At 37.9% G+C, this 23,355-nt stretch carries 18 protein-coding genes and 1 pseudogene; 5 read left to right on the top strand and 14 right to left on the bottom strand.

Features of this window, described 5'->3' with window-relative positions:
* Nucleotides 1-63 precede the first annotated feature (63 nt).
* From miaA to tsaE, 3 genes are read right to left on the bottom strand one after another with little or no spacing between them, the layout of a single operon-like run.
* Nucleotides 64-1,008, bottom strand: coding sequence for a tRNA (adenosine(37)-N6)-dimethylallyltransferase MiaA (gene miaA / locus MKL36_RS14825; protein WP_000070779.1), 945 nt, complete (start codon nt 1,006-1,008; stop codon nt 64-66).
* 6 nt (nt 1,009-1,014) lie between these two features.
* Nucleotides 1,015-2,967, bottom strand: coding sequence for a DNA mismatch repair endonuclease MutL (mutL, locus tag MKL36_RS14820; protein WP_021510420.1), 1,953 nt, complete (start codon nt 2,965-2,967; stop codon nt 1,015-1,017).
* Complete coding sequence (gene tsaE / locus MKL36_RS14815; protein WP_031944287.1) at nt 2,960-3,433, bottom strand: tRNA (adenosine(37)-N6)-threonylcarbamoyltransferase complex ATPase subunit type 1 TsaE; 474 nt, start codon at nt 3,431-3,433, stop codon at nt 2,960-2,962. Before tsaE ends, mutL begins: the two co-directional genes overlap by 8 nt.
* A gap of 119 nt (nt 3,434-3,552) precedes the next feature.
* Here tsaE and MKL36_RS14810 point away from each other — a divergent pair, with 119 nt between their 5' ends.
* From MKL36_RS14810 to MKL36_RS14800, 3 genes are all read left to right on the top strand, one after another.
* Nucleotides 3,553-4,461 carry a pseudouridine synthase gene (locus MKL36_RS14810; protein ID WP_017725017.1) on the top strand — a complete coding sequence of 303 codons (909 nt, stop codon included), beginning with the start codon at nt 3,553-3,555 and terminating at the stop codon, nt 4,459-4,461.
* A 111-nt stretch (nt 4,462-4,572) separates the two neighbouring features.
* Complete coding sequence (locus tag MKL36_RS14805) at nt 4,573-4,881, top strand: type II toxin-antitoxin system RelB/DinJ family antitoxin (protein ID WP_001232531.1); 309 nt, start codon at nt 4,573-4,575, stop codon at nt 4,879-4,881.
* A 98-nt stretch (nt 4,882-4,979) separates the two neighbouring features.
* A complete protein-coding gene (locus tag MKL36_RS14800; protein WP_000637089.1) occupies nt 4,980-5,423 on the top strand; it encodes a GNAT family N-acetyltransferase in 444 nt (147 codons plus the stop codon).
* Here the strand turns inward: MKL36_RS14800 and MKL36_RS14795 are convergent.
* Both MKL36_RS14795 and MKL36_RS14790 read right to left on the bottom strand, forming a co-directional pair.
* Nucleotides 5,416-6,120, bottom strand: a complete 705-nt coding sequence (locus tag MKL36_RS14795) for a pseudouridine synthase (RefSeq protein ID WP_000923630.1) — start codon at nt 6,118-6,120, stop codon at nt 5,416-5,418. The two genes, MKL36_RS14800 and MKL36_RS14795, sit on opposite strands and share 8 nt — an antisense overlap.
* Nucleotides 6,121-6,220: 100 nt before the next feature.
* Nucleotides 6,221-6,439 carry a hypothetical protein gene (locus MKL36_RS14790; protein WP_000351255.1) on the bottom strand — a complete coding sequence of 73 codons (219 nt, stop codon included), beginning with the start codon at nt 6,437-6,439 and terminating at the stop codon, nt 6,221-6,223.
* Between the two features lie 253 nt (nt 6,440-6,692).
* On the opposite strand from MKL36_RS14790, the gene MKL36_RS14785 reads away from it, so the two are divergent.
* Nucleotides 6,693-7,145 carry a DUF441 domain-containing protein gene (locus MKL36_RS14785; RefSeq protein ID WP_000880860.1) on the top strand — a complete coding sequence of 151 codons (453 nt, stop codon included), beginning with the start codon at nt 6,693-6,695 and terminating at the stop codon, nt 7,143-7,145.
* Between the two features lie 50 nt (nt 7,146-7,195).
* On the opposite strand, the gene MKL36_RS14780 is transcribed toward MKL36_RS14785, so the two are convergent.
* The 3 genes and pseudogenes from MKL36_RS14780 to MKL36_RS14770 all read right to left on the bottom strand — a co-directional run.
* Complete coding sequence (locus MKL36_RS14780; RefSeq protein ID WP_000890091.1) at nt 7,196-8,116, bottom strand: LysR family transcriptional regulator; 921 nt, start codon at nt 8,114-8,116, stop codon at nt 7,196-7,198.
* Between the two features lie 226 nt (nt 8,117-8,342).
* Nucleotides 8,343-9,137 (bottom strand): DUF4198 domain-containing protein, encoded by a 795-nt coding sequence (locus tag MKL36_RS14775; RefSeq protein WP_001080992.1) that lies wholly within the window; start codon nt 9,135-9,137, stop codon nt 8,343-8,345.
* A 157-nt stretch (nt 9,138-9,294) separates the two neighbouring features.
* A pseudogene (locus MKL36_RS14770) lies at nt 9,295-9,528 on the bottom strand (hypothetical protein); the annotation flags it as partial.
* A gap of 112 nt (nt 9,529-9,640) precedes the next feature.
* Here MKL36_RS14770 and MKL36_RS14765 point away from each other — a divergent pair.
* Complete coding sequence (locus tag MKL36_RS14765; protein ID WP_002014361.1) at nt 9,641-10,840, top strand: MFS transporter; 1,200 nt, start codon at nt 9,641-9,643, stop codon at nt 10,838-10,840.
* Nucleotides 10,841-10,865: 25 nt separating this feature from the next.
* Here the strand turns inward: MKL36_RS14765 and MKL36_RS14760 are convergent, their stop codons facing one another.
* The 6 genes from MKL36_RS14760 to MKL36_RS14735 form a co-directional block, all read right to left on the bottom strand.
* Nucleotides 10,866-11,849 (bottom strand): ion transporter, encoded by a 984-nt coding sequence (locus MKL36_RS14760; RefSeq protein WP_001221035.1) that lies wholly within the window; start codon nt 11,847-11,849, stop codon nt 10,866-10,868.
* A 138-nt stretch (nt 11,850-11,987) separates the two neighbouring features.
* The gene (locus tag MKL36_RS14755; protein WP_000920881.1) at nt 11,988-12,422 is read right to left on the bottom strand and encodes a hypothetical protein; all 435 of its coding nucleotides are present in this window, start codon (nt 12,420-12,422) and stop codon (nt 11,988-11,990) included.
* A gap of 228 nt (nt 12,423-12,650) precedes the next feature.
* Nucleotides 12,651-15,290, bottom strand: a complete 2,640-nt coding sequence (locus tag MKL36_RS14750) for a bifunctional aconitate hydratase 2/2-methylisocitrate dehydratase (protein ID WP_000888596.1) — start codon at nt 15,288-15,290, stop codon at nt 12,651-12,653.
* A gap of 258 nt (nt 15,291-15,548) precedes the next feature.
* Complete coding sequence (locus MKL36_RS14745; protein WP_000976734.1) at nt 15,549-15,911, bottom strand: hypothetical protein; 363 nt, start codon at nt 15,909-15,911, stop codon at nt 15,549-15,551.
* A 141-nt stretch (nt 15,912-16,052) separates the two neighbouring features.
* Entirely contained in the window at nt 16,053-20,558 is a 4,506-nt protein-coding gene (locus tag MKL36_RS14740; RefSeq protein ID WP_000852513.1) for a translocation/assembly module TamB domain-containing protein, read from the bottom strand.
* 26 nt (nt 20,559-20,584) lie between these two features.
* The gene (locus tag MKL36_RS14735) at nt 20,585-23,305 is read right to left on the bottom strand and encodes an autotransporter assembly complex protein TamA (RefSeq protein ID WP_021510419.1); all 2,721 of its coding nucleotides are present in this window, start codon (nt 23,303-23,305) and stop codon (nt 20,585-20,587) included.
* Between the last annotated feature and the right edge of the window lie 50 nt (nt 23,306-23,355).

Below are 23,355 nucleotides of genomic sequence, written 5' to 3'. Positions count from 1 at the left end.
CGCAAAAAAACTATCTTTATTTTTCAACTAAAAATTATAAAAAGACAGTGTGCAAATTTTGCTTTATCCATAAGAGTTTCGCAAGTCTTCTTTCGCCTGCTTTATCGTCAAGTAAGTTTTAAAATCGTGTATTTCTTGCAAAGAACGTAACCACGTATATTGACGTTTGGCAAGTTGTCGTGTTGCAAATAAGGCTTTATCCTCCATTTCCTGCTTTTTTTTGAGACTCATATCACTTTTTAATAGAAATTCTAGAGCTTGTCGATAACCAACAGAACGCATAGAGGGTAAATTTTCATCTAAATCGTATTTTTCAATTAGAGACTCGACTTCACTCAAAAAACCGATATCCCACATTTTGCTTAATCTTTGCTCAATGCGTTGATGTAATTCTAACCGATCTGGAAGTAAAGCGTAGTTATGAAATGTGTATCGATATGGTACATTTTTTGGTTGTTCTGCCTGCAATTTGGTAATTGGTTGACCTGTAATACGGTAAACTTCCAACGCCCGAATAATTCTTTGTTTATCAGAAACCTTAAACTTTACTCCAGCCGCCGGATCTACTGCTACCAGCTCATCATAAACAGCTTGCCACCCTTCATTTGCTGCTTTTTCTTCAATTGCTGCGCGAACATTTGCATCTGCACTTGGCAAGTTACTTGATAATCCTTCTAAAAGAGCTTTGAAATACAGCATGGTTCCTCCTACCAAAATAGGAGTTTTGCCACGTGAATGCATCTCATCAATTAAAGCACAAGCATCTTCAACAAACTGAGCAGCCGAATAGACCTCAAGTGGAGTAATAATATCAATTAAATGATGTGGATATAGCTCCTGCTCTTCACGTGTTGGCTTAGCCGTACCAATATCCATATCTTTATATACAAGTGCAGAATCAACTGAAATTAATTCAAAATTTCCACGTTCATAGAGTTCACATGCCAAAGCGGTTTTTCCGCTTGCAGTCGGTCCCATTAAATTGATGACGGGCAATTGGTTTGACATGTAAAACTACTCTCCTCGAGCAAATAATTTATCTAGTTGAGATAATGGAAATGCACGCCAAGTTGGGCGACCATGGTTACATTGGCTCGCAAATTCGGTTTGTTCCATTTGGCGAAGTAAAGCATTCATTTCTGAGAGACTAAGTTGTCGATGAGCACGTACTGCACCATGACACGCCATACCAGCTAACAGTTCATCACGCTTTTGCAATAAACCTTGTGCTTCATCATTTGGATCTAAGTCATTGAGAAGTTCGGGAATAAGATTTTCAAAATCCGCTTTTTGCAAAATAGCCGGCACACCACGCACAATGACTTGCTCATCGCCATATAAATCAATCTCTAACCCTAAGCGTTCAAGCTGAGGTTTTAAATCCTCAACACGAACAGCTTGCATACGACTAATTGAGATCACTTTAGGGATAAGCAACTGTTGAGATGTCCAAAACTCAGGTTTATCCCAAGCATTTTTCATTTGTTGCAGCAAAATACGCTCATGTGCTGCATGCATATCAACAATAATCAAGCCTTCAGTATTTTGCGCCAAAATATAAATTCCATGAAGCTGGGCAATGGCAATACCTAATGGAAATTCATCTACCTTAGCGACAGGCTCAATATTTTCATCAACTGAAAAATTAGCAGGTTGATCACGTAATGGAGCCAAGTAAGTTTTTAATGCATTATTCAACTGCGCAGAACCATTATATTTTGGAGTTTGTTCCGCATAATGAACAGCTTGGGGACGACTATTATTAAAATCAGTTAAAAGCTCAGTAGAAGGCTGATAACCATTTGGCGTGTCTACTACTGTATCAGCGGCTTGCGCTGTACGGTGCAATGTAAATTGTTCTTGGTATTTAGGCTGAGGTTGTACCGAAAGACTTTGAGTATCGTCCACTTTCATGGCTTGTGCTAAATCAGCACTAGCTGTCTGAAATTGTGCTAACGTTTCTTTAGCATAATGTCTTATAAACTCATGTACTTCACGTTGATTTAGAAAACGAATCTCATGTTTCGTCGGGTGAACGTTAACATCAATATTTTCAGGATCGACTTCTAAGAAAAGTAAATAAGATGAATGCTGATGGCCATGTAAAATACCGTCATATGCCATTCTTAAAGCATGTGAAATGGTTTTATCTTTCACAATTCGGCCATTTACATACACATATTGTAAGTCTGCTTGGGCACGTGCATCTGAAGGATGCCCTAGCCAACCTGACAAACGCATGTTAATACTTTCGGCATCGATCCAGTAAGCATTTTGAACAAACTGTTGACCCAATAATTGCTGTACACGCTGAAATCTTAATTCACCGCTATCTGCTATTGGTAAATTAATTCGAATATTATCGTTATGCTCAAGTACAAAACGTATATCAAAATGCGTTAAAGCTAAACGGCGTACAATTTCTTCAATATGCCCAAATTCAGTGGTTGGTTTTTTTAAAAATTTACGGCGAGCGGGCACATTAAAAAACAAGTCCTGAACTCGAATATGGGTGCCCTTTTGTGCAGCAACAGCTTGGACTTGTTGATGATCAAAGGCGGTACCATTCACCTCAACCTGATGACCAATTCCGCTTTCATCTTGGCTACTGGTTAAAGTCAATCGTGAAACTGCTGCAATAGAAGCAAGTGCTTCACCACGGAAACCTAAGCTAACAATGGCATGTAAATCTTCTGCTGTTTTAATTTTACTGGTTGCATGGCGCATCACTGCCAATGGTAAATCATCAGGATGAATCCCATGTCCATTGTCAATAATCTCGATTAATGTTGAGCCGCCTTGTGCAATCCGCACAATTAATTCGGTTGCACCTGCATCAATTGAGTTTTCTAATAATTCTTTTACGACCGATGAAGGACGTTCAATCACCTCACCGGCAGCAATCTGGTTCGCTAACGCGGCGTCTAATGTATGAATACGACGTTGTGTTAGCTTTTCATCAGTCATGAAGCTGTTCCTGCAAAGTCTGGTACAAATGCTCTGTTGGTAAAGTTAAGGTGACGAAACGATTGAGTTCATCATCTGATTTTTGAATATCAATGATGATATCTGCTTCAGGGATTTCGTCTCCACCTTTCGATGGCCACTCAAATAAAAATAGTGCATCCTGAATATCTAGATAATCACGGATTCCCATTAATTCAAGTTCGTACGGATCATTGAGACGATATAAGTCAAAATGAAAAATTTCTTTATTATTGATTTTATATGGTTCAACCAACGTATACGTCGGACTTTTAACCGAGCCTTTATGCCCTAGAGCTTGCAAAAAATAACGGGTCAATGTCGTTTTACCGGCGCCCAAATCTCCAATCAGATAAATCACGCCAGCTTGAACATGCTGCGCCAATGCCTGAGCTAAACGCTGGGTATCTTCTTCATGATTTAAGACCATTTTCAATGAATACGACATAACACACATAACATGATTCAAAATAATCGATATGATACCATTGCCCTGCTTTAAAGCCTACTTAAGTGCTTAACGTTGGCTTTTTTTACATCACATTTATTAAATATTGACACACTTTTATGTCTAACCCGATTGAATTTTTCCCACCTATGATTGATGGCGTAAGCGCAAGCCAAGTCTATCTTCCTCCACAAACGACAGCACAAACCATCTATCAATTTCTTTGCGAAAATTTTCCTCATATAAAAGCAACAGAGTGGCAGCAGCGTTTTCAAGATGGGCTTATTTACGCGGCAAATGGCGAAAAATTAACATTAAACAGCTCTTATATAGCAAACACACATATTTTTTATTACCGATTCCTTGCTAACGAAGTACATGTTCCCTTTGAGCATCAGATTTTATTTGAAAATGATGACTTGCTTGTTGTAGATAAACCCCATTTTTTAACGATTAGCCCAACAGGACAATATGTACAAGAAACATTATTAGTCCGATTAAAAAAGCAAACTGGTAATGAGTTTTTAACCCCGATCCACCGATTAGATCGTGAAACTGCCGGTGTCGTTTTATTTTGCAAACGACCGCAGTCACGTGGAATTTACCAACAGTTATTTGCAGATCGTCAAGTCAATAAGATTTACCATGCAATCGCTCCATATAAAGCTGAATTAAAATTTCCTCAGAGTTTAAAACTGTATTTAGATAAAGGTACACCCTTTTATACAATGCAGGTGATTGCACATACAAAAACCAATACCGAAACTAAAATTGAGCTGATTGAACATAATCACTCATGGGCTAAATATTGTTTAACGCCAACCACCGGAAAACAGCATCAACTCCGCGTCCATTTAAATCATTTGGGAATTCCGATTAAAAATGATCCGTTTTATCCAATAGTTCAACATAAAGCCGATGATGATTTTTCTCAGCCCTTACAGCTTCTAGCTAAGCAAATTTCTTTTATAGACCCGCTAACAAAACAGGAAATGGTTTTCAATTCACAGCTTGAATTGACACTGTAATCGCATCGTAATGACAAAAAGATTATTTTTTATGCTGAAAGACATTGAAATTACATTCCGATGGTTTAAAATAAATCCCTAAAAATTAAAAATCATTTGGTTTTGTTATTCATGCGAAAAACAGAAGTTTATCAGGTTCGACTTGACTCCCAAGAGAAAAAACAGGCTTTTGCTGTTTTTAAACAATTGGGGATTACCCCTGCCCAAGCAGTGCGACTGTTCTTTAAACAAGTCGTCTTAACCAAATCTATTCCTTTTGCGATCGAAAACCAGAATATTAATATGGAACAATTATTAAAACTGAGAAAAGCAAAAGCATCTTCATTAAATCAGAACGCTTCAACTTTAAATGAAGATGATGACCATGAAGATTTATTTGAAGAGTTAAATGCACTATTAGGTGAAAGTGACAAAACTTAACGGTGTTGCATTTTTAAACAACTTTTAACGTCAATTCGCTTCTTTTTTTAGTTATGCTCTCTTTGTAAAAATATAAACATAAATACAAGGAGCGCCTAATGATTGTAAGACGAGCGACCTATGAAGATCTAAGCCAACTCGCTGTCCTATTTGATGAATACCGACAATTTTATGGTGCATCTTCTAATCTCGAAGAATCCCATCATTTTTTAAAACAACGTTTTGAGAATAAAGAGAGCGTATTTTTTATCCATATTAAGGACGAAAAAATTACTGGGTTCGTATTGCTTTATTTAGGTTTTTCTTCAGTTGCTTGTTCAACTTACTACATCTTAGATGATGTATATGTTACCCCCCTATTCCGTCGTCAAGGCTCGGCAAAACAGCTCATTGATACAGCGATTTTATTTGCAAAACAAGAAAATGCTTTACGTATTAGCCTAGAAACCCAATCGAATAATCATGAATCTCACCGCCTCTATGAAAAAATGGGGTTTATTAGAGACAGTGAGTTTCAGACATTTCATTGTTTTCTTAAATAATATTTTGGGCGAGTTGTTTTTCCTGCTCCGACAAATATACCCAGCCCCCTTCCTCAATTTCAGGTAAAACCAATTGACCAATTTGATGTCGATGTAACTTCTCGACTTTATTGCCTACGGCTGCAATCATTCTTTTAACTTGATGATAAACACCTTGATGAATAGTCATCGTTAATTGATGAGTTCCTAGTAGTGCTACATCTGTGGCAGCAAATACCCCCTTTTCTTGGTGTAAATTAACACCCTGAGTAAGCATTTCAATTTGCTCAGGGGTTACGGGGTCGTAAGTTGTAACGTGATAAACCTTTGGTACATGTTTACGAGGATGAGTTAAAGCTTGTAGATATTTACCATCATCAGTAAGTAAAAGCAGACCCGTTGTGTCTTGATCCAAGCGTCCAACCGCCTGCACACCACGATGAATCATGGTTTCAGGCAGTAGGCTAAAAACACTTTGATGATGCTGAGGATGATGAGAACACTCGAAACCTTGAGGTTTTCTTAGAGCAATATAAATTTTTTCTCTATATTGATAATTTTGGCCAAAAACGGAAAACTCAAAATTTTCTGGGGAGAACTGCTTTTTGAGATCACCCACAACCTCCCCATCAATACTTACTGAACCATTTTTTATTAACTGCTGACAATATTTACGTGAACCAAACCCTTGTGATTGTAAAATTTTTTCCAGCAGCATAAAGCTTTCTCTTTAAAACGAAACCATTATTTTAACGTAATTTTAGTGTTTTATTACCTTCTGCTTTATCATCTTCTCATTTAACTTCATTAACTTTGAATTACTCTTCAATAACGCGATAAATTTTTTCGTTTTGTTCACTTTCAAATAGCAATTCTGTAGTGGGTAAGATCACCTCATTATCTACAATAATATGTTCGATACGCTGACTTAGCTTTAAAGGCTCATTTTCATGTTCAACTAAATTCTTCTTTAATTGAGCTTTCGCATCATGAATTTGATCAAATTGGTCTTTGATCTTGATATCTATAATATCCATAAGATTAATCCTGTACTCATGAGTAGTGATTATTTTTATATCACACTCTCTCAAAAGAATACTTTTTAAGTTGTTAATTTATATAACATTGTTTCCAAGCGTAACCACAGATAAAACTCTTTATCATTGAGTCATATACAAGAAAATTTCCACTAAAAAGCCTTTGTTTGATCTTTTTTAACCTTAAAAGCTCTGACATTTTGGCTCTCAATTATTATACAATTCAAATTATTTGCTTTTCTTGCCGCTTCTCATGCTTGCCCAATTTGATGTTAATTTAGTTGTTTTATTAGTTTTACTTATCTGCGGTTTACTAAGTCAAAATGCAGCTGTAACCATCGCAGCAGGTATTTTAATCGTCATAAAAATCACGCCATTAAATCAATTTTTTCCTTATATTCAGGCACATGGACTAAACTTAGGCATACTTATTCTAACAATTGGCGTACTCACCCCTATTGCAAGTGGCAAGCTTAGTGGAGAGAGTATTTTAAAATCCTTTATTAGTTTTAAATCTTTAGTCGCTATTGCAATTGGTCTGCTCGTCGCGTGGCTAGGTGGTCGTGGTGTAAAACTTATGTCGAGCCAACCTGATGTTGTGGCAGGCTTACTTATTGGTACGGTTGCAGGTGTAGCGTTACTCCGTGGTGTACCTGTTGGCCCGCTGATTGCAGCAGGTCTATTATCTTTGTTTATAGGTAAATAAAAGGCACCCGAAGGTACCTTTTAATAAATGCTTAGGCTAAATAAGTACTTTTAGCCTGAATAGTAAGAAGTGCGTTTTAAAGAAAACTTTTCTAGCTGCTTTAAGAAACCTTCAAAGTAGCTCTTCTCTTTTTCTTCAGTTCGATAACCTGCATACAATGTACGTCTTAAACCTGCTGAAGAAACACAATCTAGACGACGGCTAGTCACCCAACCCTTTTGTTCGTATTCATTGACTACCCAATCTGGCAAAGCAGCAATACCTCGGCCACTCGCAACAAGTTGAATAAGCATTTGCGTTAAGTCTGTTGTTCGGATTTGTTTTGGTTGAATATTTGCAGGTATAAACAGTTTCGACATGATATCTAAACGGTGCTTATCAACCGGGTAAGTAATAAGAACCTCTTCTGCGAGATCCTGAACAGTAATATTTTCAGCACGCACCAATCGATGAGTATTTGATAAAACCAAACGCGACTCATATTCAAAAATCGGGAAGTATTCGATTCCTTTTAGTGCGATCGGATCGGCTGTAATAAGTAAATCAAACTCAGCATTTTGTAAAAGTTCATGTGGATTCGCTTCAAACCCCGAAGCAAAGTCTAAATCGACGTCTGGATATTGCTGACGATACTGATTAAGTAAAGGCATTAGCCAGTCAAAACAGCTATGACATTCAGATGAAAAAATAATTCTGCCCGTTTGTCCGTGCACAATACGTGTAATATCACTCTGAGTAATCTGAATTTGCGGCAATACATCATCAGCTAACTTAAGTAGGCGCTGTCCTACATTAGAAAAACTAACAGGTCGACTGCGGCGATTAACCACCTCTACCCCATACCAATGATCTAATTCTTTTAATTGGTGAGAAATAGCCGAGGGCGTTAAGCATAGGTCATTAGCTGCAGCGACCAGTGAACCATGTTCACGTAAAGCAACTAAAGTTTTAAGGTGTCGAATTTCTAACATGGGCACAAGCCTGAATACATAAATTTATCTATAAATTTTTAAGTTATCTCTTGTTTATTACTAAACAGAGTTAACGGAGATAAATCATCACTAATGAATACCATTCATCTTATCACAAAATTAATTAATTTGTCTCAACATAAGTTTTTGTTAATTACATATGAAGTTTACTAACAAATAAAAAATAGACCCATTCAGATCTATTTTTTATAAAATGAGAATATTCTTACTCGGTAACTTGTAAGCTAACAATCGTATAATTTTGATTTTTAGGCTTTAACTTTAAATCCACTGGAGCTGTGACTTCCATTAAATATTCTCCAGCTTTTGGAAATTTAAGTTCAACTTGTCCTTTATCATCAGCTTTAAAATGTAGTACTTGTTTATCAGTTGCACCTTTTTCTCTTAAATTAATTTCAGCATAAGGTAGGTTCTGGCCTTTTTCACTTATGGTTAGCTGAACTGCTTGGGTAACTTTAAGCTGGTTAGGATGAACAGAAAAATTAACTTTAACTGGTGTATTTGGAAGTTGAATATCTGAAACTTTACCTTTTGAAAGATAACTTTGTAACACCCATTCTCTTGTTACTTCCTCTGTTTTAATTTTTTTAGTTTTAAGATCAGCAGGAATTAGATAGTCACGCTCTTTTCTTGGCGGAGCTTTATCTGCTGGTAAATCAAAAAATAAATGCCACTCCTTTTGATCATATACGTATTTTAAAGGGTAACTCGCCTGAGTTTGCAGAATATATGTACCGTCTTCCGGTAAAGCAACATCGAAAACAGTTACAGATTTATGTAGGGCTTCAGCATTAATAACTTTAGGCTCTTGTTTAGGGGTAATGACGGTAAGCTTGGCATCTTTTAAAGCGTATTCACTATTTAGTGCTTCTTCAGCATAACCAGCTACTACAGGTACTTGTGTCTGCTCAGTTTTATACGCTAATGGCGCAACATAAGGTTCATGAGCAAGGCTGTAACTACATACAAAAACAAGTGATGTTACTAATAATCTATTCATTATTTCTGGATCCTTATTAGGAAAATTTAAATTTTTACAGACAAATCATAAGCAAATGTATTATACACAAATAAAAATAATTCTTATTATCATTAAAAAATTTAAGTTAAAGATTTTTATATAAAAAGAAAAAGGCCAAGTGGCCTCTTTCATTTTCTCATTGTTCTTTTACTTTTGGAAAAGCTTGATTAAAGTCAATGAGCTTATAACTTTTTACTAAATCATCTTCACCATAAGTCACTTCATAAGTTGTTTCTTTACCATTAAAGTATGCTTCAGCTGGAGTTCCAAATACTTCCCATAAACCTATTGAGGCAACATCTGCAACCCCATGCCCAAATGCACGACCTACTTTCACCCACTTTGAATAACCTTGCTGGAATGTATAGATAAAATATTCCGGTTTTAAATGTGCAAACTTCCTCTCGAGATTCTAGTTTTTTATTATTTTGGTCTCTTTTCCCTTATACTTTCTTTTTTGAGTTTCCTTTTATTAATTTATTATGGCGTCACCCCAATCCCCTTCTTCTTCCCCTCGACATTACTCACTCTTCTTGGCAATTTTTTCTCTTGCAGTAGGCGGTTTCTGTATTGGCACTACAGAATTTGTCGCAATGGGTCTTATTCAGGAAATTGCACACAATTTAAAGATTACAGTACCTGAAGCTGGGCATTTTATTAGTGCTTATGCATTAGGTGTTGTTATTGGTGCCCCTATTATTGCCATTTTGGGTGCCAAAGTACCTAGAAAGACCCTATTGCTTTGCCTCATGCTGTTTTATGGTATTGCCAATGCATGCACAGCTTTAGCACATACCCCAGAAACCGTTTTAGTCTCCCGTTTTATTGCAGGTTTACCTCATGGCGCATATTTTGGTGTCGGCGCTTTAGTCGCGGCTGAACTCGCAGGCCCTTCACGAAGAGCTTCAGCAGTTGCGCAAATGATGATGGGACTGACCGTTGCTACCGTTATTGGCGTACCCTTAGCAACATGGTTAGGTCAACATTTTGGCTGGAGAGCAGGTTTTGAATTTTCAGCAACGATCGCATTCTTTACTTTAATTGCTGTAGCTTGCTTTGTACCGAATATTCCAGTTCAAGCTACTGCCAGCATAAAAACAGAATTAGCTGGGCTTAAAAATATAAATATGTGGTTAACCCTTGCAGTCGGCGCAATTGGCTTTGGGGGTATGTTCTCGGTATATAGCTATGTCTCACCAATTCTCACTGAATACACTAAAGTTAATATCCAGATTGTTCCTATTGCATTAGCGCTGTGGGGCATCGGGATGGTGATTGGTGGTTTAGCTGCGGGTTGGCTTGCAGATAAAAACCTCAATAAAACTATTGTAGGCGTACTCATCAGCTCAGCGATCGCATTTGTAGTCGCAAGCTTTCTAATGAGTAATATCTATAGCGCAATTGGCTCTTTATTCTTAATTGGCCTAACCGTTATGGGTTTAGGTGGGGCTTTACAGACACGCCTCATGGATGTTGCAGGTGATGCACAAACGCTAGCAGCTTCACTTAACCACTCCGCCTTTAATCTTGCTAATGCATTAGGCGCTTTTTTAGGTGGTTGGGTACTGAGCCATCAGATGGGTTGGATTGCACCAATCTGGGTAGGTTTTGTACTGAGCCTTGGTGGCCTTATTATCTTACTCATTGCATTTGCTGTAGAAAAAGCAACTCAAAAAGCCTGAGTATGATCAGGCTTTCGTTGAGTCTCTAATCTGTTAACTTTTCACCACAGTGCGGGCAATAACATTTCTTCTCTCTAACAGCTTCTTTCTCTTCTAATACTTTTTCGCGCATAATTTGAATAATCAGATTATGCGCTTGTTCTTTTGGTAGCCCTACTTTTTGTCGAATACGTTCTATTTCAACTTCATCATGCATGATATCAATACCACGCACTTGAAGTAACTCACGGAACTCTTGTTCAAGGCGCTGATTACGCTGGTTAAGTTCATTGGCCAAACCAGAAGCTAAAATACCAGCCGGTAAAGCAGCAATCCCTACCCCTAGAATTGTAATTAAGGCTCCCAATAACTTTCCTAAACTAGTTACTGGTGTGACATCGCCGTATCCGACTGTAGTTAAAGTCACAACCGCCCACCACATTGCTTTAGGAATAGAGCTAAAAGCTTCCGGTTGTGCTTTATTCTCAACGACATAAATACCAGAGGCAGTCATAATAATCATAATGATTAAAATAAAAATCACTGCCTGAAAAGAACCTTTTTCTCGCTTAATCACACATAGCAATATTTGCAATGAGATGAAATAACGAGTTAATTTTAATAATCGGAGTAACCGTAAAATTCTTAACATACGAAGATCTATTCGTACAAAGAAATTTAGATACGCAGGCAAAATTGCCATGAGGTCAATCAGTGCTTCACCACTTTTCATCCATGCTAAACGCTGCTTCCATGCAGCTTGTGTCGGATCACGCTCGACTATACTCCAGAGCCGTAAGAGATATTCAATACTGAAAATTGCAATTGAGACATTTTCAAAGTAGTCAAACCATATACGGTAGCTGTAATACAGATCATTTACTGTTTCTAGTAATACAGCAACTACATTCCCAATAATTAAGAAAACTAAAAAGTAGTTAATACATCGACTTACTGTCGTTTCGTAATCATGATTATGAAGGTTGTTATAGAAGAACCGACGTACTGTCTTCCATGCTAAAATTCGCATACGGATCTGAACCACGTTATATTGAACATATATTAAGCTCACATACGTAAATTCACCACTATTGCGGCCAATAAAATATTTTATTAATTGTATTAGCTAAACAATCATAAATAATATTTCATATTTACTAATTATATTTTAATGCGCTGCAACATATCTAAACTCATTTTCCTCCCACCATTGCACATCATATATACCGGCATGGGACTTCAAAATGACATTAATATAATTTTGTAGCAACATAATATGGTGAGTAATATCTAACTTTCTAAAAAGAAATCTTCTTAAAATTGGTGTATTTGGTGAAATGAATATTGCAAAACCATTACTGTATTCTTCATAAACGCTAATACCGATATACATCGTAATCTCAGGTAATGGCACTTCTATTTCCCAGCCCCAACGCTCAGCATTTAACTCAATATTTAAGTGATATCTATTTTTTAATATACTATAAATATATTGTGCAATATCTTCAGTTTTCTGTACTAAAGTATTCCCGTCTTCTGCTGATAAATTTTGATCATATAGCTGATAATCATCAAATTTAAATTCAACAATTGTCTTTAGCATTTTTAAATTCCATATATAAAATACCCATGTTCTTTTTAATTATTTTTAAGTTCATACAAATATTTTAAAACAAAATCTTCTTTAATATCTAGCGTTATATTTATTTTTACATTTTATTAGAATAAAACATGATTAATTTATTATTTTAAGAATTAAAATATGTACCAATTCTCATTAAAATAAAAAGGAGCTGAATAATCAGCTCCTTTTTTGTACTAAATCGACCTATTAAGTCAACTGAGCAGCAGCAATTTTCTTAGTATCTACTTTATCAGCAGCATTTGTATATTCGCCCATTTGGTCGAAATTCAAATATTTGTAGATGTCAGCAGACATACTGTCAATTTGAGCTGCATATTGTTGGTATTCTTCCGGAGTTGGTAATTTACCAAGTACAGCAGCAACAGATGCAAGCTCAGCAGACGCTAAGTAAACGTTAGAACCTTGGCCTAAACGGTTAGGGAAGTTACGTGTAGAAGTCGAAACAACAGTTGTGTTCGGCGCAACACGTGCTTGGTTACCCATACATAATGAACAACCAGGCATTTCTGTACGCGCACCAGCACGGCCATAAGTGTTATAGAAGCCTTCTTCCATTAACTGATGTTCGTCCATACGTGTTGGTGGAGCCAACCATAAACGAGTTGTTAATGAACCGCTTGGTACTTTCTCAAGTAACTGACCAGCAGCACGGAAGTGACCAATGTTAGTCATACAAGAACCGATGAATACTTCATCAATTTTGTCGCCTTGAACGTCAGAAAGAAGTTTCGCATCATCTGGATCGTTCGGGCAGCAAAGGATAGGTTCTTTGATTTCTGACAAGTCAATTTCATACACTTTAGTGTATTCAGCATCAGCATCAGCTTTAAGTAAGCTTGGGTTTGCTAACCATTTTTCCATGTTTTCAACACGGCGAGCCATCGTACGTGCATCACCATAACCTTGTGAAATCATCCACTTAAGCATTGTGATGTTAGAACGTAAGTACTCAGCAACTTTCTCTTCAGAAAGTGTGATTGCACAACCAGCAGCTGAACGTTCAGCAGAAGCATCAGAAAGTTCGAATGCTTGCTCAACTGTTAAGTCAGTTTCCATTTCTGTTAAGTCGATTTCTAAGATACGACCAGAGAAGATGTTTTTCTTACCTTTTTTCTCAACAGTAAGATCGCCTTCTTTGATTGCATAGTAAGGAATCGCATGTACAAGGTCACGTAAAGTGATACCAGGCTGCATTTTACCTTTGAACTTAACAAGAACTGATTCAGGCATATCAAGTGGCATTACACCAGTTGCAGCAGCGAAAGCTACAAGGCCAGAACCTGCTGGGAATGAAATACCAATTGGGAAACGAGTATGCGAGTCACCACCAGTACCTACTGTATCTGGAAGAAGCATACGGTTTAACCAAGAGTGGATAATACCGTCACCTGGACGTAAAGATACACCACCACGGTTCATGATGAAGTCTGGAAGTGTATGTTGCATTTGTACGTCAACTGGCTTTGGATAAGCAGCAGTGTGACAGAAAGACTGCATTACTAAGTCAGCAGAGAAGCCCAAGCAAGCTAGGTCTTTTAACTCATCACGAGTCATAGGACCAGTTGTATCTTGAGAACCAACTGTAGTCATCTTAGGTTCACAGTAAGTACCTGGACGGATACCTTGACCTTCTGGTAGACCACATGCACGACCAACCATCTTCTGAGCTAAAGTGAAACCTTTACCAGTGTCAGCCGGTTGTACTGGAGTACGGAATAATGTAGATGGAGCTAAACCTAAAGCTTCACGTGCTTTAGCAGTTAAGCCACGACCAATGATCAAGTTAATACGACCACCAGCACGTACTTCATCTAAAAGTACTGGAGTTTTAAGTTCAGACTCAGCGATTTGTTCGCCATTTTTGAACGCAGTGACTTTTGCAGCAGCATGATCGATTTTAAGAGTAACTTCGTCACCCATGTTCATGTTAGAAACATCGATCTCTACTGGTAATGCACCTGCATCTTCCATTGTGTTAAAGAAGATCGGAGCGATTTTACCGCCTAAGCACACACCACCGTCTTTTTTGTTTGGAATGTGAGCGATTTCATCACCAAAGAACCAAAGAACAGAGTTTGTTGCAGATTTACGAGATGAACCTGTACCAACAACGTCACCAACATAAGCAACTTGATTGCCTTTAGCAATGAGTTCTTTAATTTGGCTTAATGGACCAACTTCACCTGGTTTTTCAGGGTTGATACCATCACGCTCATTTTTCAACATTGCATTTGCATGCAATGGAATGTCTGGACGGCTCCATGCGTCTTGAGCTGGAGACAAGTCATCAGTGTTTGTTTCACCTGTTACTTTGAACACAGTGATTTTGATTTCTTCTGGTACATCTTTACGACTAGTGAACCATTCAGCATCAGCCCAAGATTGTAAAACAGCTTTTGCATTTGCATTGCCAGCTTTAGCTTTATCAGCTACGTCATGGAACGCATCAAATACAAGTAATGTTTTTTTCAAAGCTTCAGCAGCCAAGCTACCTAATTCAGCATCATCCAGAAGCTCAACTAAAGGCGCTACGTTATAGCCACCAAGCATCGTACCTAGTAAATAAACTGCACGTTCTTTAGAAACTAGCGGAGATGTCGCTTCGCCTTTTGCAATCGCTGCCAAGAAAGCTGCTTTTACGTAAGCTGCTTGGTCAACACCTGCAGGAACACGGTTTTCAAGCAAATCAACCAAGAATGCTTCTTCACCTGCCGGTGGGTTTTTTAATAACTCAACAAGTTGAGCAGTTTGAGCATCATCAAGTGGCTTCGGTGGGACTCCGAGTGCGGCACGTTCAGCAACGTGTTGGCGGTAAGCTTCTAGCACGGTGTTCATTCCTCTTTTTTTAAAAAATTACTTGTAAATTCCAGCTTTCACAAAGCTTCACAAGTAATATGGACTACAAAATTTTACTAGAGTTCAAGCCAAAAGTTAATGAGCGCGGGGTGTTTCTCCGTGATGCCCATTATTTTGTAACTAAATACCCGTGTATAAATAATGATCTTAATAATGGATTTATCATGCGGTATTTTAAGTTAAAAGAACACTCCACCTTAGTGGAGTGTTTGACGATGTCTTATACACTTAGAATTTTTTGTAGTTTGGCATTTTGTCATGTGGGGTAACCAAACACTCATCTGTCATTTGTTTTCTAATCTTTTCTTGCAAGGCTTCTGGATTCGTTTTTAATTCGTCTTGTGGAATGGCGTAAACTTTTTCAATAATATTAAAGATGAATTTTTTCGTAATTTCGTCTTCAATTTTATTAGCATGCTCAATGGCTTGAGACTTTTCAATTGCTTGCTGACGATCAAACAGAATACTTCTTGCTGCATTCCCCACACTTGTACAATAGCCATGCCATTGCTCTTCAGGTGTTAAAGGCTTTTTTTCTGTACAGCCGACTATTAACATGCCCATTAAAACAAATAAAACTTTTTTCATCATTACTCTACACAGACTATGCTGCCCACATCATACTGAATCTGGCAGACTTTGCAAAAATTCTACTTATATGTCTTTATTTTTGCCCAACTTCAATAAAAAACCGAGATGTTTTCATCTCGGTTTTTAGTGTTCTTAAAGCGTTTAGAATCGCCAGTTATAGAATAAATCTATTGCTCGTTCTAAAGATTGACTTGCTTCCAAATACAAACGGCGGTTCATTTGATAACGCAACGTCAGTTTATTGACTGGAGTAAACACTCCCACACCATAACGAATAAATAAATCAGGTGTAATGTACCCAGTTAAACTTACTTGAGTATCATCCCCTGTACCTTGAGCATCTAATGCAAGACCACTCAAACCAAAAGTACGTCCAATTTGATTCGTTAAAGCACGAGTACCACCCAAGCCCATACTAATACCGGCAGCAGCAATTGTATTGTTCACATCAGATTTAAAGCCTTCTGCATTACTTAAACCACTTGCACCTTCATTAATACGCCCTGTCACGAGTGCATTTAATGCCTCTTGCTCAGAAAGGCCTGCATCATTATAAACTTGAATGTTTGGTGATGAAGCAGTACCAGTGACACGAACCCCAACCATACTACCCTGAACATTTTTATTCGCATCAATATCTAACGTCGGGTTTGCTAATGGACCATTAAAACGGGCAATTGCACGGTTTAAATCTAGGCTTTGACCATAGGCCTCAATTTTCACTTTTTGACTTACACCAATAGCACCCATTGCTCGCATTGCCGTTTCATAACCGCGTTGAGTTAAATTCAAACGTCCCACTAAAGGAATATTACTGTTAAAGCCTTGGAAGATGACTTGATTGCCAATATTTACCGAGATATCTGCACGGATATCCCACGGTTTTGCCGCACGTAAAATTGCAAGTGGGTCCTGACCTTGGCGAACAATACGAACATCTGAAGATGTGTTAACCACCGGTGCAGTTGTTTCAGGCATTGAAATACGTGCACGAGGAACATCTACTGATCCTTTCAAGCTTAAACGCTTATCAAAAGGATACATATCAAGTGTCAAATTCGGATTTGCAATGGCCGTAATTAATGGAGCTTGACGTACAAGTAAGTTATCACCTTTTAAGTTTAACTGTAGACGCGGTGCATTTTTCCAGTCAAAACTACCTTTAAGTAACCCTACACCTTGTCCACTATTGAATGCACCATCAATTGTTGCCATGTCCTGACGAATAGATGAATACACCTGTACATTGGTTAAATTAACCGGCAGGGAAATCATACTGATCGCCCCGTTTTTCAAACGCATTTCGCCCGTAAACTGTGGCTGGGTCAAAGTACCATTCACTTTGCCAGCTAAGGCTAAGGTACCACTCATTGAACGTACATCTTGAATGAATGGTTTTAACACTTTTAACTGTACATCGTTAAAAGCTACCTCTCCATGCATCGGCATAGATGATTGGTATGGATTAATAATAACATTCGCATATCCTGTACCAATATCAGGTGTTTTTACATCGACACGGAACAATAAGCCTTCTGAAATACTTTTCGCAATTACACTCAGTTCATCATAAGCCAAAGTAGTCGGTGGATCTTGCGGGTCTTCCGCTGCTAAGCCCAGTTCACCTTTTCTGGTCACTAAGCGTGCATCAAGCTTAGGATGCCCGCCATTTACCCAAGAGGCTTTAGCATAACCATTAAGTTGGCCAGTCATAGCCAAACCTTCCGGCATGAACGCAGCAAAATCACCTAAATCTAGATTCTGAGTAACAAATGAAATATTACCTTGTGCTTTACTCACACGCACAGGCTGGTCAAGACACAACTGACTATTTGTACTTTGCCAGCAATGTTGCCCAACATATAATTCAGAACGTGCCGATGAGAAAACAACTGGTGCATTTTGATTTTGTGCTAGACGAATTCGGCGTGAATCAAAACTTCCTTTTTGAATTTGCCCTAACCAATCATTCTTCGCATTAAATCCACCTGCTAACTGAACATAGAATTTAGAAACATTATTATTTCCTTGCACTTTTAATAAATGTGCTTTTCTTGTTCCTGTTAAATTCACCTCAGCAGACTGAATTTGACGGCTACCACTACGTAAATTGTCTAATTTTGCTGTTAACTGAGTTGGTGTTGTTTCGGAAGTAGGCAATTCACCCTGGATACGAAGTTTTTTAATACTGACTAATGTATTAAATGCAAAATTATCAACCGCAATATTAGCCGTAGCTTTCAAACGCGGTTGAGATTGGACACTCAAGTCTCCATATGCACGTCCACTTAAACCCGGATACAACTCATAAAGCGCAGGTGCATTCAGCTTAATTTTTAAATTCTGTGCATTACCAGTCGCCTGCAACTGGTTTTGTGCATAAACTAAAAATAGATTATTTGCCTCAAATTGCTGAGGTAAAAAACCTTTTTGGTTCGAATCCATAAGTATGGATAAGTTACCTTTACCTCTGACTGGCTTATTATTCAAATAACCCGCAAGGTTCAATTGTTGAATATCAATACGCTTTAACTTGTCAGACCAGATGCCTTGTGTTTTTACATTTCCTGAAATTTCGCCTTTTACACTAGAGGCAAAATATTGAGGTTTAAAGCGTACTAACGAGCTATTAATATCCCAAGCAATACGGTCTTTTAAATTTAATGCCCCAGTCGCATAGATTTTCCCAGCAACACCATCATGTTGTAACTGACTAATTCGGATAAATTCTGGGGTACCTGCAATAGAAAACTTTAATAGTCCATTAGCTTGATTAAGCGCTTTTAAAGATCCGTCATAATTGACCGCAAAGCCTTTAAAACCGCCACCAGCTTTAACATCATTAAATAATAAAGCTGCTGTACTTTTTCCAGCTAGCGCAACCATTTCTTGACCTGCTTGAGCCAAGCGACCTTTTAAATCAATTTTTTCAAGCTGAATAATTTGTTGATTTGGCTTTGCAAAACCGCTGGCTTTAATTGATCCGTTGAGCAAGTTAACTGGCGCCGCTGTATGTATACTTTGTGGATTAAAGTCTTTTGCATTTAATAATGCATTCCATGCCAGCTGACGTTTTTCACTTGGTAATAAGACTTTGGCCTGACCTGTGAGGCTACCCTTTTGAGCCGCAAAACTAAAACTAGGAACATTAAGAATATTATCTTTAACATTCAAAGTTGCTAAATATTGTCCAGCCGGTAATAAGGTCTGTTCATGCTGATATACTTTTGTCGAAACTTTAATATCTTGCTGACCATCTCGCAAAGTCAAATCAACTTGACCACTATCACTACTTAACCAACCTATATATGGCATAGCACGATCTATATTTGCCCAAGCCACATTCATAAACATAGGTTGTGGCTTCTTATTCTTTTCAGGTGCTTGGTTTAGTTTAAGTTTCCAAGATTCATAGCGGTCAAAGTCTACATTGGCAAATACTTCCGTACCTTTTTCCAAAGAACCAGTTGAAGAAACGGCTGCATCTAGACTTGGCGGCAAGAAATCCTGAACGACCTGTGGAATAGCTTTGTCTTTAGGATTAACATGATCTAGGCGACCTTTGATGTCCCAAGTGACATGATCTTTCCAGTTCACTAATCCTTTAAGATTAACTGCACCCTTCATGACCTGCCCGTTAAAATCAGTAATATTCAACTGATGAACCAGATCAGTATTCATTAAGGCGTTGTACTGGCCTTCAGGTAAATTCTCCCCTTTTAAATCTGTCTCAAGTGCTAAGTTGAGTTGCTTAATATCACCCTGAAATTTAATTACACCGTTTTTAGCAAATAATTTTTGCTCAACCAGTAAAGGCAAGTGATAATTTTTGAGTAACAATGCACCTTGCATAGGCACTTCATGACGAACAGGATGTAAAACAACCCAACCTGTTAATAAATCTGGTGTTGTCGTTGCTACACCGGCTTGCAAGGTATCTAAACTACCCCGCGCTGCCACCTTAATATTTTGGATGTTTAAACTTTTTAAAGAAGGAATTCTTAAATCTGCAGTCGCATTCAGTGGGTATTTGCCGCTAAAGTCCATATTTCCTGTTGCGTTATGAACAGAAAGATACCCCATATCCATACTTGAATTTTCAAATTTCAGTTTTGTCTCTGACCACAAAGCATCATTTAAATGAACATCATGGAAATTTACGACAGAACCTGAATTTTTAATTTCTAAATGATCAACATCTCCAACATCTACACGAAGCACAAATGGTAATTTAATGGGTTTAAACTCAAATGGCTTATCCGATGGCGGAGCTTTGTTAATAATAACTAAGTTACGGACATCTGCATTGCTCAAATGCACTTCTTTTTCTAATATTAAAGAACGCCACCCTAAACGGACATCAGCTCTATCTAAAGTAACGTCAACTTCTTTTAACTGAACAATAATATTTTTAAGAATAATTCCCCTGAGTAAATTACCCCCCTCATACTCGTATTTAATGACTTGCTGAGCTTGTAAAACACGATCTAATAAAAAACGACTTCCACGGTCAGTCGACATCATAATAATGATGGAAGCAACAAGTAATAAAAGTATGATCAAGATTGTCAGCAAGAAGCTACGCAAAATACGTCGCTTCTTAGGAGAGCTAGGTGCCGAAGTGGGCTGCTGTTCTACTTCCGCCATAAAATAAACCTAATAAAATTTTATTTTTAAAGTTGTGGACCAATAAAGAAATGCAAACGAATCGGATGGTTATCATCAGAAATACCAGAAGCCACGTCTAAACGAATTGGTCCAATTGGGGACTTCCAACGAATACCAACACCCACACTATAGGCCGTCGGATTACTAAAACTCTTATCGTAAGCATTACCAAAATCAGAAAAAACAGCTGCTCGCCAACCCTCTTTGAATTGATAGTTATATTCTAAAGAGCCTACTGCTAGAGCCTGTCCACCAATCTTATATCCATTATCTTCTGGAGAAAGACTTTTATAATCAAAACCACGAATTGTCTGGTCACCACCAGTAAAGAATCTTAAATTGTATGGAACTTTATCAAACTCATCGGTAAAAATATAACTAAAATCGGACCGCCCAACAAACTGATGGTCATCATTTTCACCTAAAGAATAAATAAATCTCCAACCCGCAGTTGCAATCGCCATATTGGCATCTGAAAGTAAACTTTCACTACCTAATTCTAATTTATAAGTTTGTTTAAAAGCTTTGGTCGGGTTTAAGCGTGTATTACTTGAAGTTTTAGAGGTCTCATAACTAAATAATAATGCTTCTTGCTCTGATGCAGCAGTTTTAAATGCATCTGGTAGCTCAGAGATATCCACATTCCCCTTTTGAGTTAGGCGGTCGAGACGATAACGTACCCCAATAGTATGTTGCCAGTTTCCGAGTGGTTTTTTAATAACTCGCTCACCCCCTAAAACTGCCGATTCTGTAAGTAAGCTTACATCCGGACCAATATCATCCCTCGTCTCACGCTCGTAACCACCCACAATATTAAAGTAATCATTTAACGGATGTTTATAAGGAATACTATAGCGCCCATCTATAGATTGACGAATTTGGGAAAGCTCCAAGTTTGCATCAAATGAATGACCGTATTTATTTACAAACGAACGTCTATATTGACTACGTAAACGGGCGCCAGTGTCGGTACCGTAACCAATACCTGTTTCCAGACTATTTAGTTTATCGGCATTTAACGTCACAATCACTGGTATACGTTTTTCTTCCCGAGCTTGAGCCTGTAAACGGTCTTGTTCAGACTCTTGTTCTTCATGCTGTACAGTTGCAGCTTTTAAAGATGCGGGTGCGGCTTGTACACTTTCAGTTCCGGCAAATTGTTTTTCATCTACCACATTTTGTGTCACTTCTTTACTTGAGGACGCCAACTGGCGTGCTTTGGCAAGTTGTTGTTGCTCTAAAGGAAGCAGCTTCGATTCGTCAATATCAACATTCTGCTGATCGACCAACGCTTGTAAATCGGGTGGTAACTCAAGTGGTTTTTCAATTGGGTCTGGTTTAATTGAATCGACCAAGGTATAGTTAAAATAACGTGAGTTAGTCAGGTTATTTGCTAAAACATTTACACGCCAAAAAGCATAGTCATCACCCTCTTTCCATGGTGCCATGCTTTCAAGAATATTCATATTTAAAGGTAATGGTTTTGATGGATCGCTCATGCGAAACTCAACCTTACCAAGCTTATAACGCTCACCAGTCTCATACTTGAGATTAATATCCGCTTTATTTTCAGGTTGGCTCACTTTTACGTCATGTAAACGCCAATACGCATCAAAATAACCATTATCCGATGCAGCATCGACAATTCGGCTTTTTGTGGTTTCGTAAAGGCCATGATTAAAAATATCACCTACATCTTGGTCAGGAACTAAACGAATGACCTGAAATTGTGGCTGTTTTGCACCAGCACCAGTAAATTCAATGTTTTGTTCATTAATCCGTACTGGTTCATTTGGCGTTACATTAACGCGTACGCGACTGGCACTTAACTTTTCAAAACGAAACTCAGCATTGTAATAGCCTACAGCTTGAGCAGCCTGATTACTTAAGCTCCTAAGTTGCGGTAGCGCTGCATTAAAATCTTCAAATGATTCTTGGGTAAATGTAGATAATTTACCTTTGATATTTTTAGCTAAATCATCTGGCGCACCCGTAACCTCAGCAGTAATACGGGGTATCTGCTCCATTGGAATTACCCGAGGTGGACGGATTTTATTGAATATACGTCTAAAGAAACCTTTTTCTTCGGGTGGTTCTTCAACGGCAGCAGTAAGCTCAGGTAAAGTTTTTCCTGTTTCATTGGCTTCAACCACAATCTTACTATCAGATTGAATCTCATGCATGAGCTGGTCAATATTTACAGGGGCCTGATTAATTTCATGTAATTCTGCTTGTGATGCGTCATTCACCACCATTTCCGGTTGTTTTTGCGTACCATTCTGGAAGTTTTGAGCCTCGTTTTTTGCCTCTTCGGCTACCTGATAAATTTCATTTGCCATATTCTGATCAACAGGCATAACAGGTAAGTCTTCAAGATTATCAAGCGTAATTGGCTTAAATTCTTCAATCTGATTCGGAAATTGTTCTTGTTGTTGCAATATAGCCAAGCTATCTTGTTGTTGCTGTGCTTGAGTTACAAGAGTAGCGACATCGGTAATTGGAACATCACTTGGGTTATTTGTATTAGTTTGTTGTACCAATGAATCTGTTACCGTCTGGTTTGCTTCTGGTGTAACGGTCTCAGCCGAACTTTGAGCATAACAAGGAGTAACACATAAACTTAATAATAAGCTGCTACAAATAAGTTTAGGTATACTCTGCATTTTTAAGATTAAATGCATAGAGTGAGAAAGAGTTGACTGTTTAAACTTAATTTTAGAAGGCATGAAAAACTCTAAACTTATTTTTTAATAAACGCACCAATATGAGGACAAAA

The sequence above is a fragment of the Acinetobacter sp. AOR12_HL genome (genome assembly GCF_027855275.1).
Classification (GTDB): domain Bacteria; phylum Pseudomonadota; class Gammaproteobacteria; order Pseudomonadales; family Moraxellaceae; genus Acinetobacter; species Acinetobacter baumannii.
Note: the sequence above shows the minus strand (reverse complement) of the source record. Positions and strands in the feature narration are given on the sequence as shown.

Bases quoted from the DNA above. Each gene is read 5' to 3' on its own strand.
- miaA (WP_000070779.1), bottom strand. From the start codon at position 1,008: ATGTCAAACCAATTGCCCGTCATCAATTTAATGGGACCGACTGCAAGC.
- mutL (WP_021510420.1), bottom strand. From the start codon at position 2,967: ATGACTGATGAAAAGCTAACACAACGTCGTATTCATACATTAGACGCC.
- tsaE (WP_031944287.1), bottom strand. From the start codon at position 3,433: ATGTCGTATTCATTGAAAATGGTCTTAAATCATGAAGAAGATACCCAG.
- MKL36_RS14810 (WP_017725017.1), top strand. From the start codon at position 3,553: ATGTCTAACCCGATTGAATTTTTCCCACCTATGATTGATGGCGTAAGC.
- MKL36_RS14805 (WP_001232531.1), top strand. From the start codon at position 4,573: ATGCGAAAAACAGAAGTTTATCAGGTTCGACTTGACTCCCAAGAGAAA.
- MKL36_RS14800 (WP_000637089.1), top strand. From the start codon at position 4,980: ATGATTGTAAGACGAGCGACCTATGAAGATCTAAGCCAACTCGCTGTC.
- MKL36_RS14795 (WP_000923630.1), bottom strand. From the start codon at position 6,120: ATGCTGCTGGAAAAAATTTTACAATCACAAGGGTTTGGTTCACGTAAA.
- MKL36_RS14790 (WP_000351255.1), bottom strand. From the start codon at position 6,439: ATGGATATTATAGATATCAAGATCAAAGACCAATTTGATCAAATTCAT.
- MKL36_RS14785 (WP_000880860.1), top strand. From the start codon at position 6,693: ATGCTTGCCCAATTTGATGTTAATTTAGTTGTTTTATTAGTTTTACTT.
- MKL36_RS14780 (WP_000890091.1), bottom strand. From the start codon at position 8,116: ATGTTAGAAATTCGACACCTTAAAACTTTAGTTGCTTTACGTGAACAT.
- MKL36_RS14775 (WP_001080992.1), bottom strand. From the start codon at position 9,137: ATGAATAGATTATTAGTAACATCACTTGTTTTTGTATGTAGTTACAGC.
- MKL36_RS14765 (WP_002014361.1), top strand. From the start codon at position 9,641: ATGGCGTCACCCCAATCCCCTTCTTCTTCCCCTCGACATTACTCACTC.
- MKL36_RS14760 (WP_001221035.1), bottom strand. From the start codon at position 11,849: ATGCGAATTTTAGCATGGAAGACAGTACGTCGGTTCTTCTATAACAAC.
- MKL36_RS14755 (WP_000920881.1), bottom strand. From the start codon at position 12,422: ATGCTAAAGACAATTGTTGAATTTAAATTTGATGATTATCAGCTATAT.
- MKL36_RS14745 (WP_000976734.1), bottom strand. From the start codon at position 15,911: ATGATGAAAAAAGTTTTATTTGTTTTAATGGGCATGTTAATAGTCGGC.
- MKL36_RS14740 (WP_000852513.1), bottom strand. From the start codon at position 20,558: ATGGCGGAAGTAGAACAGCAGCCCACTTCGGCACCTAGCTCTCCTAAG.
- MKL36_RS14735 (WP_021510419.1), bottom strand. From the start codon at position 23,305: ATGCCTTCTAAAATTAAGTTTAAACAGTCAACTCTTTCTCACTCTATG.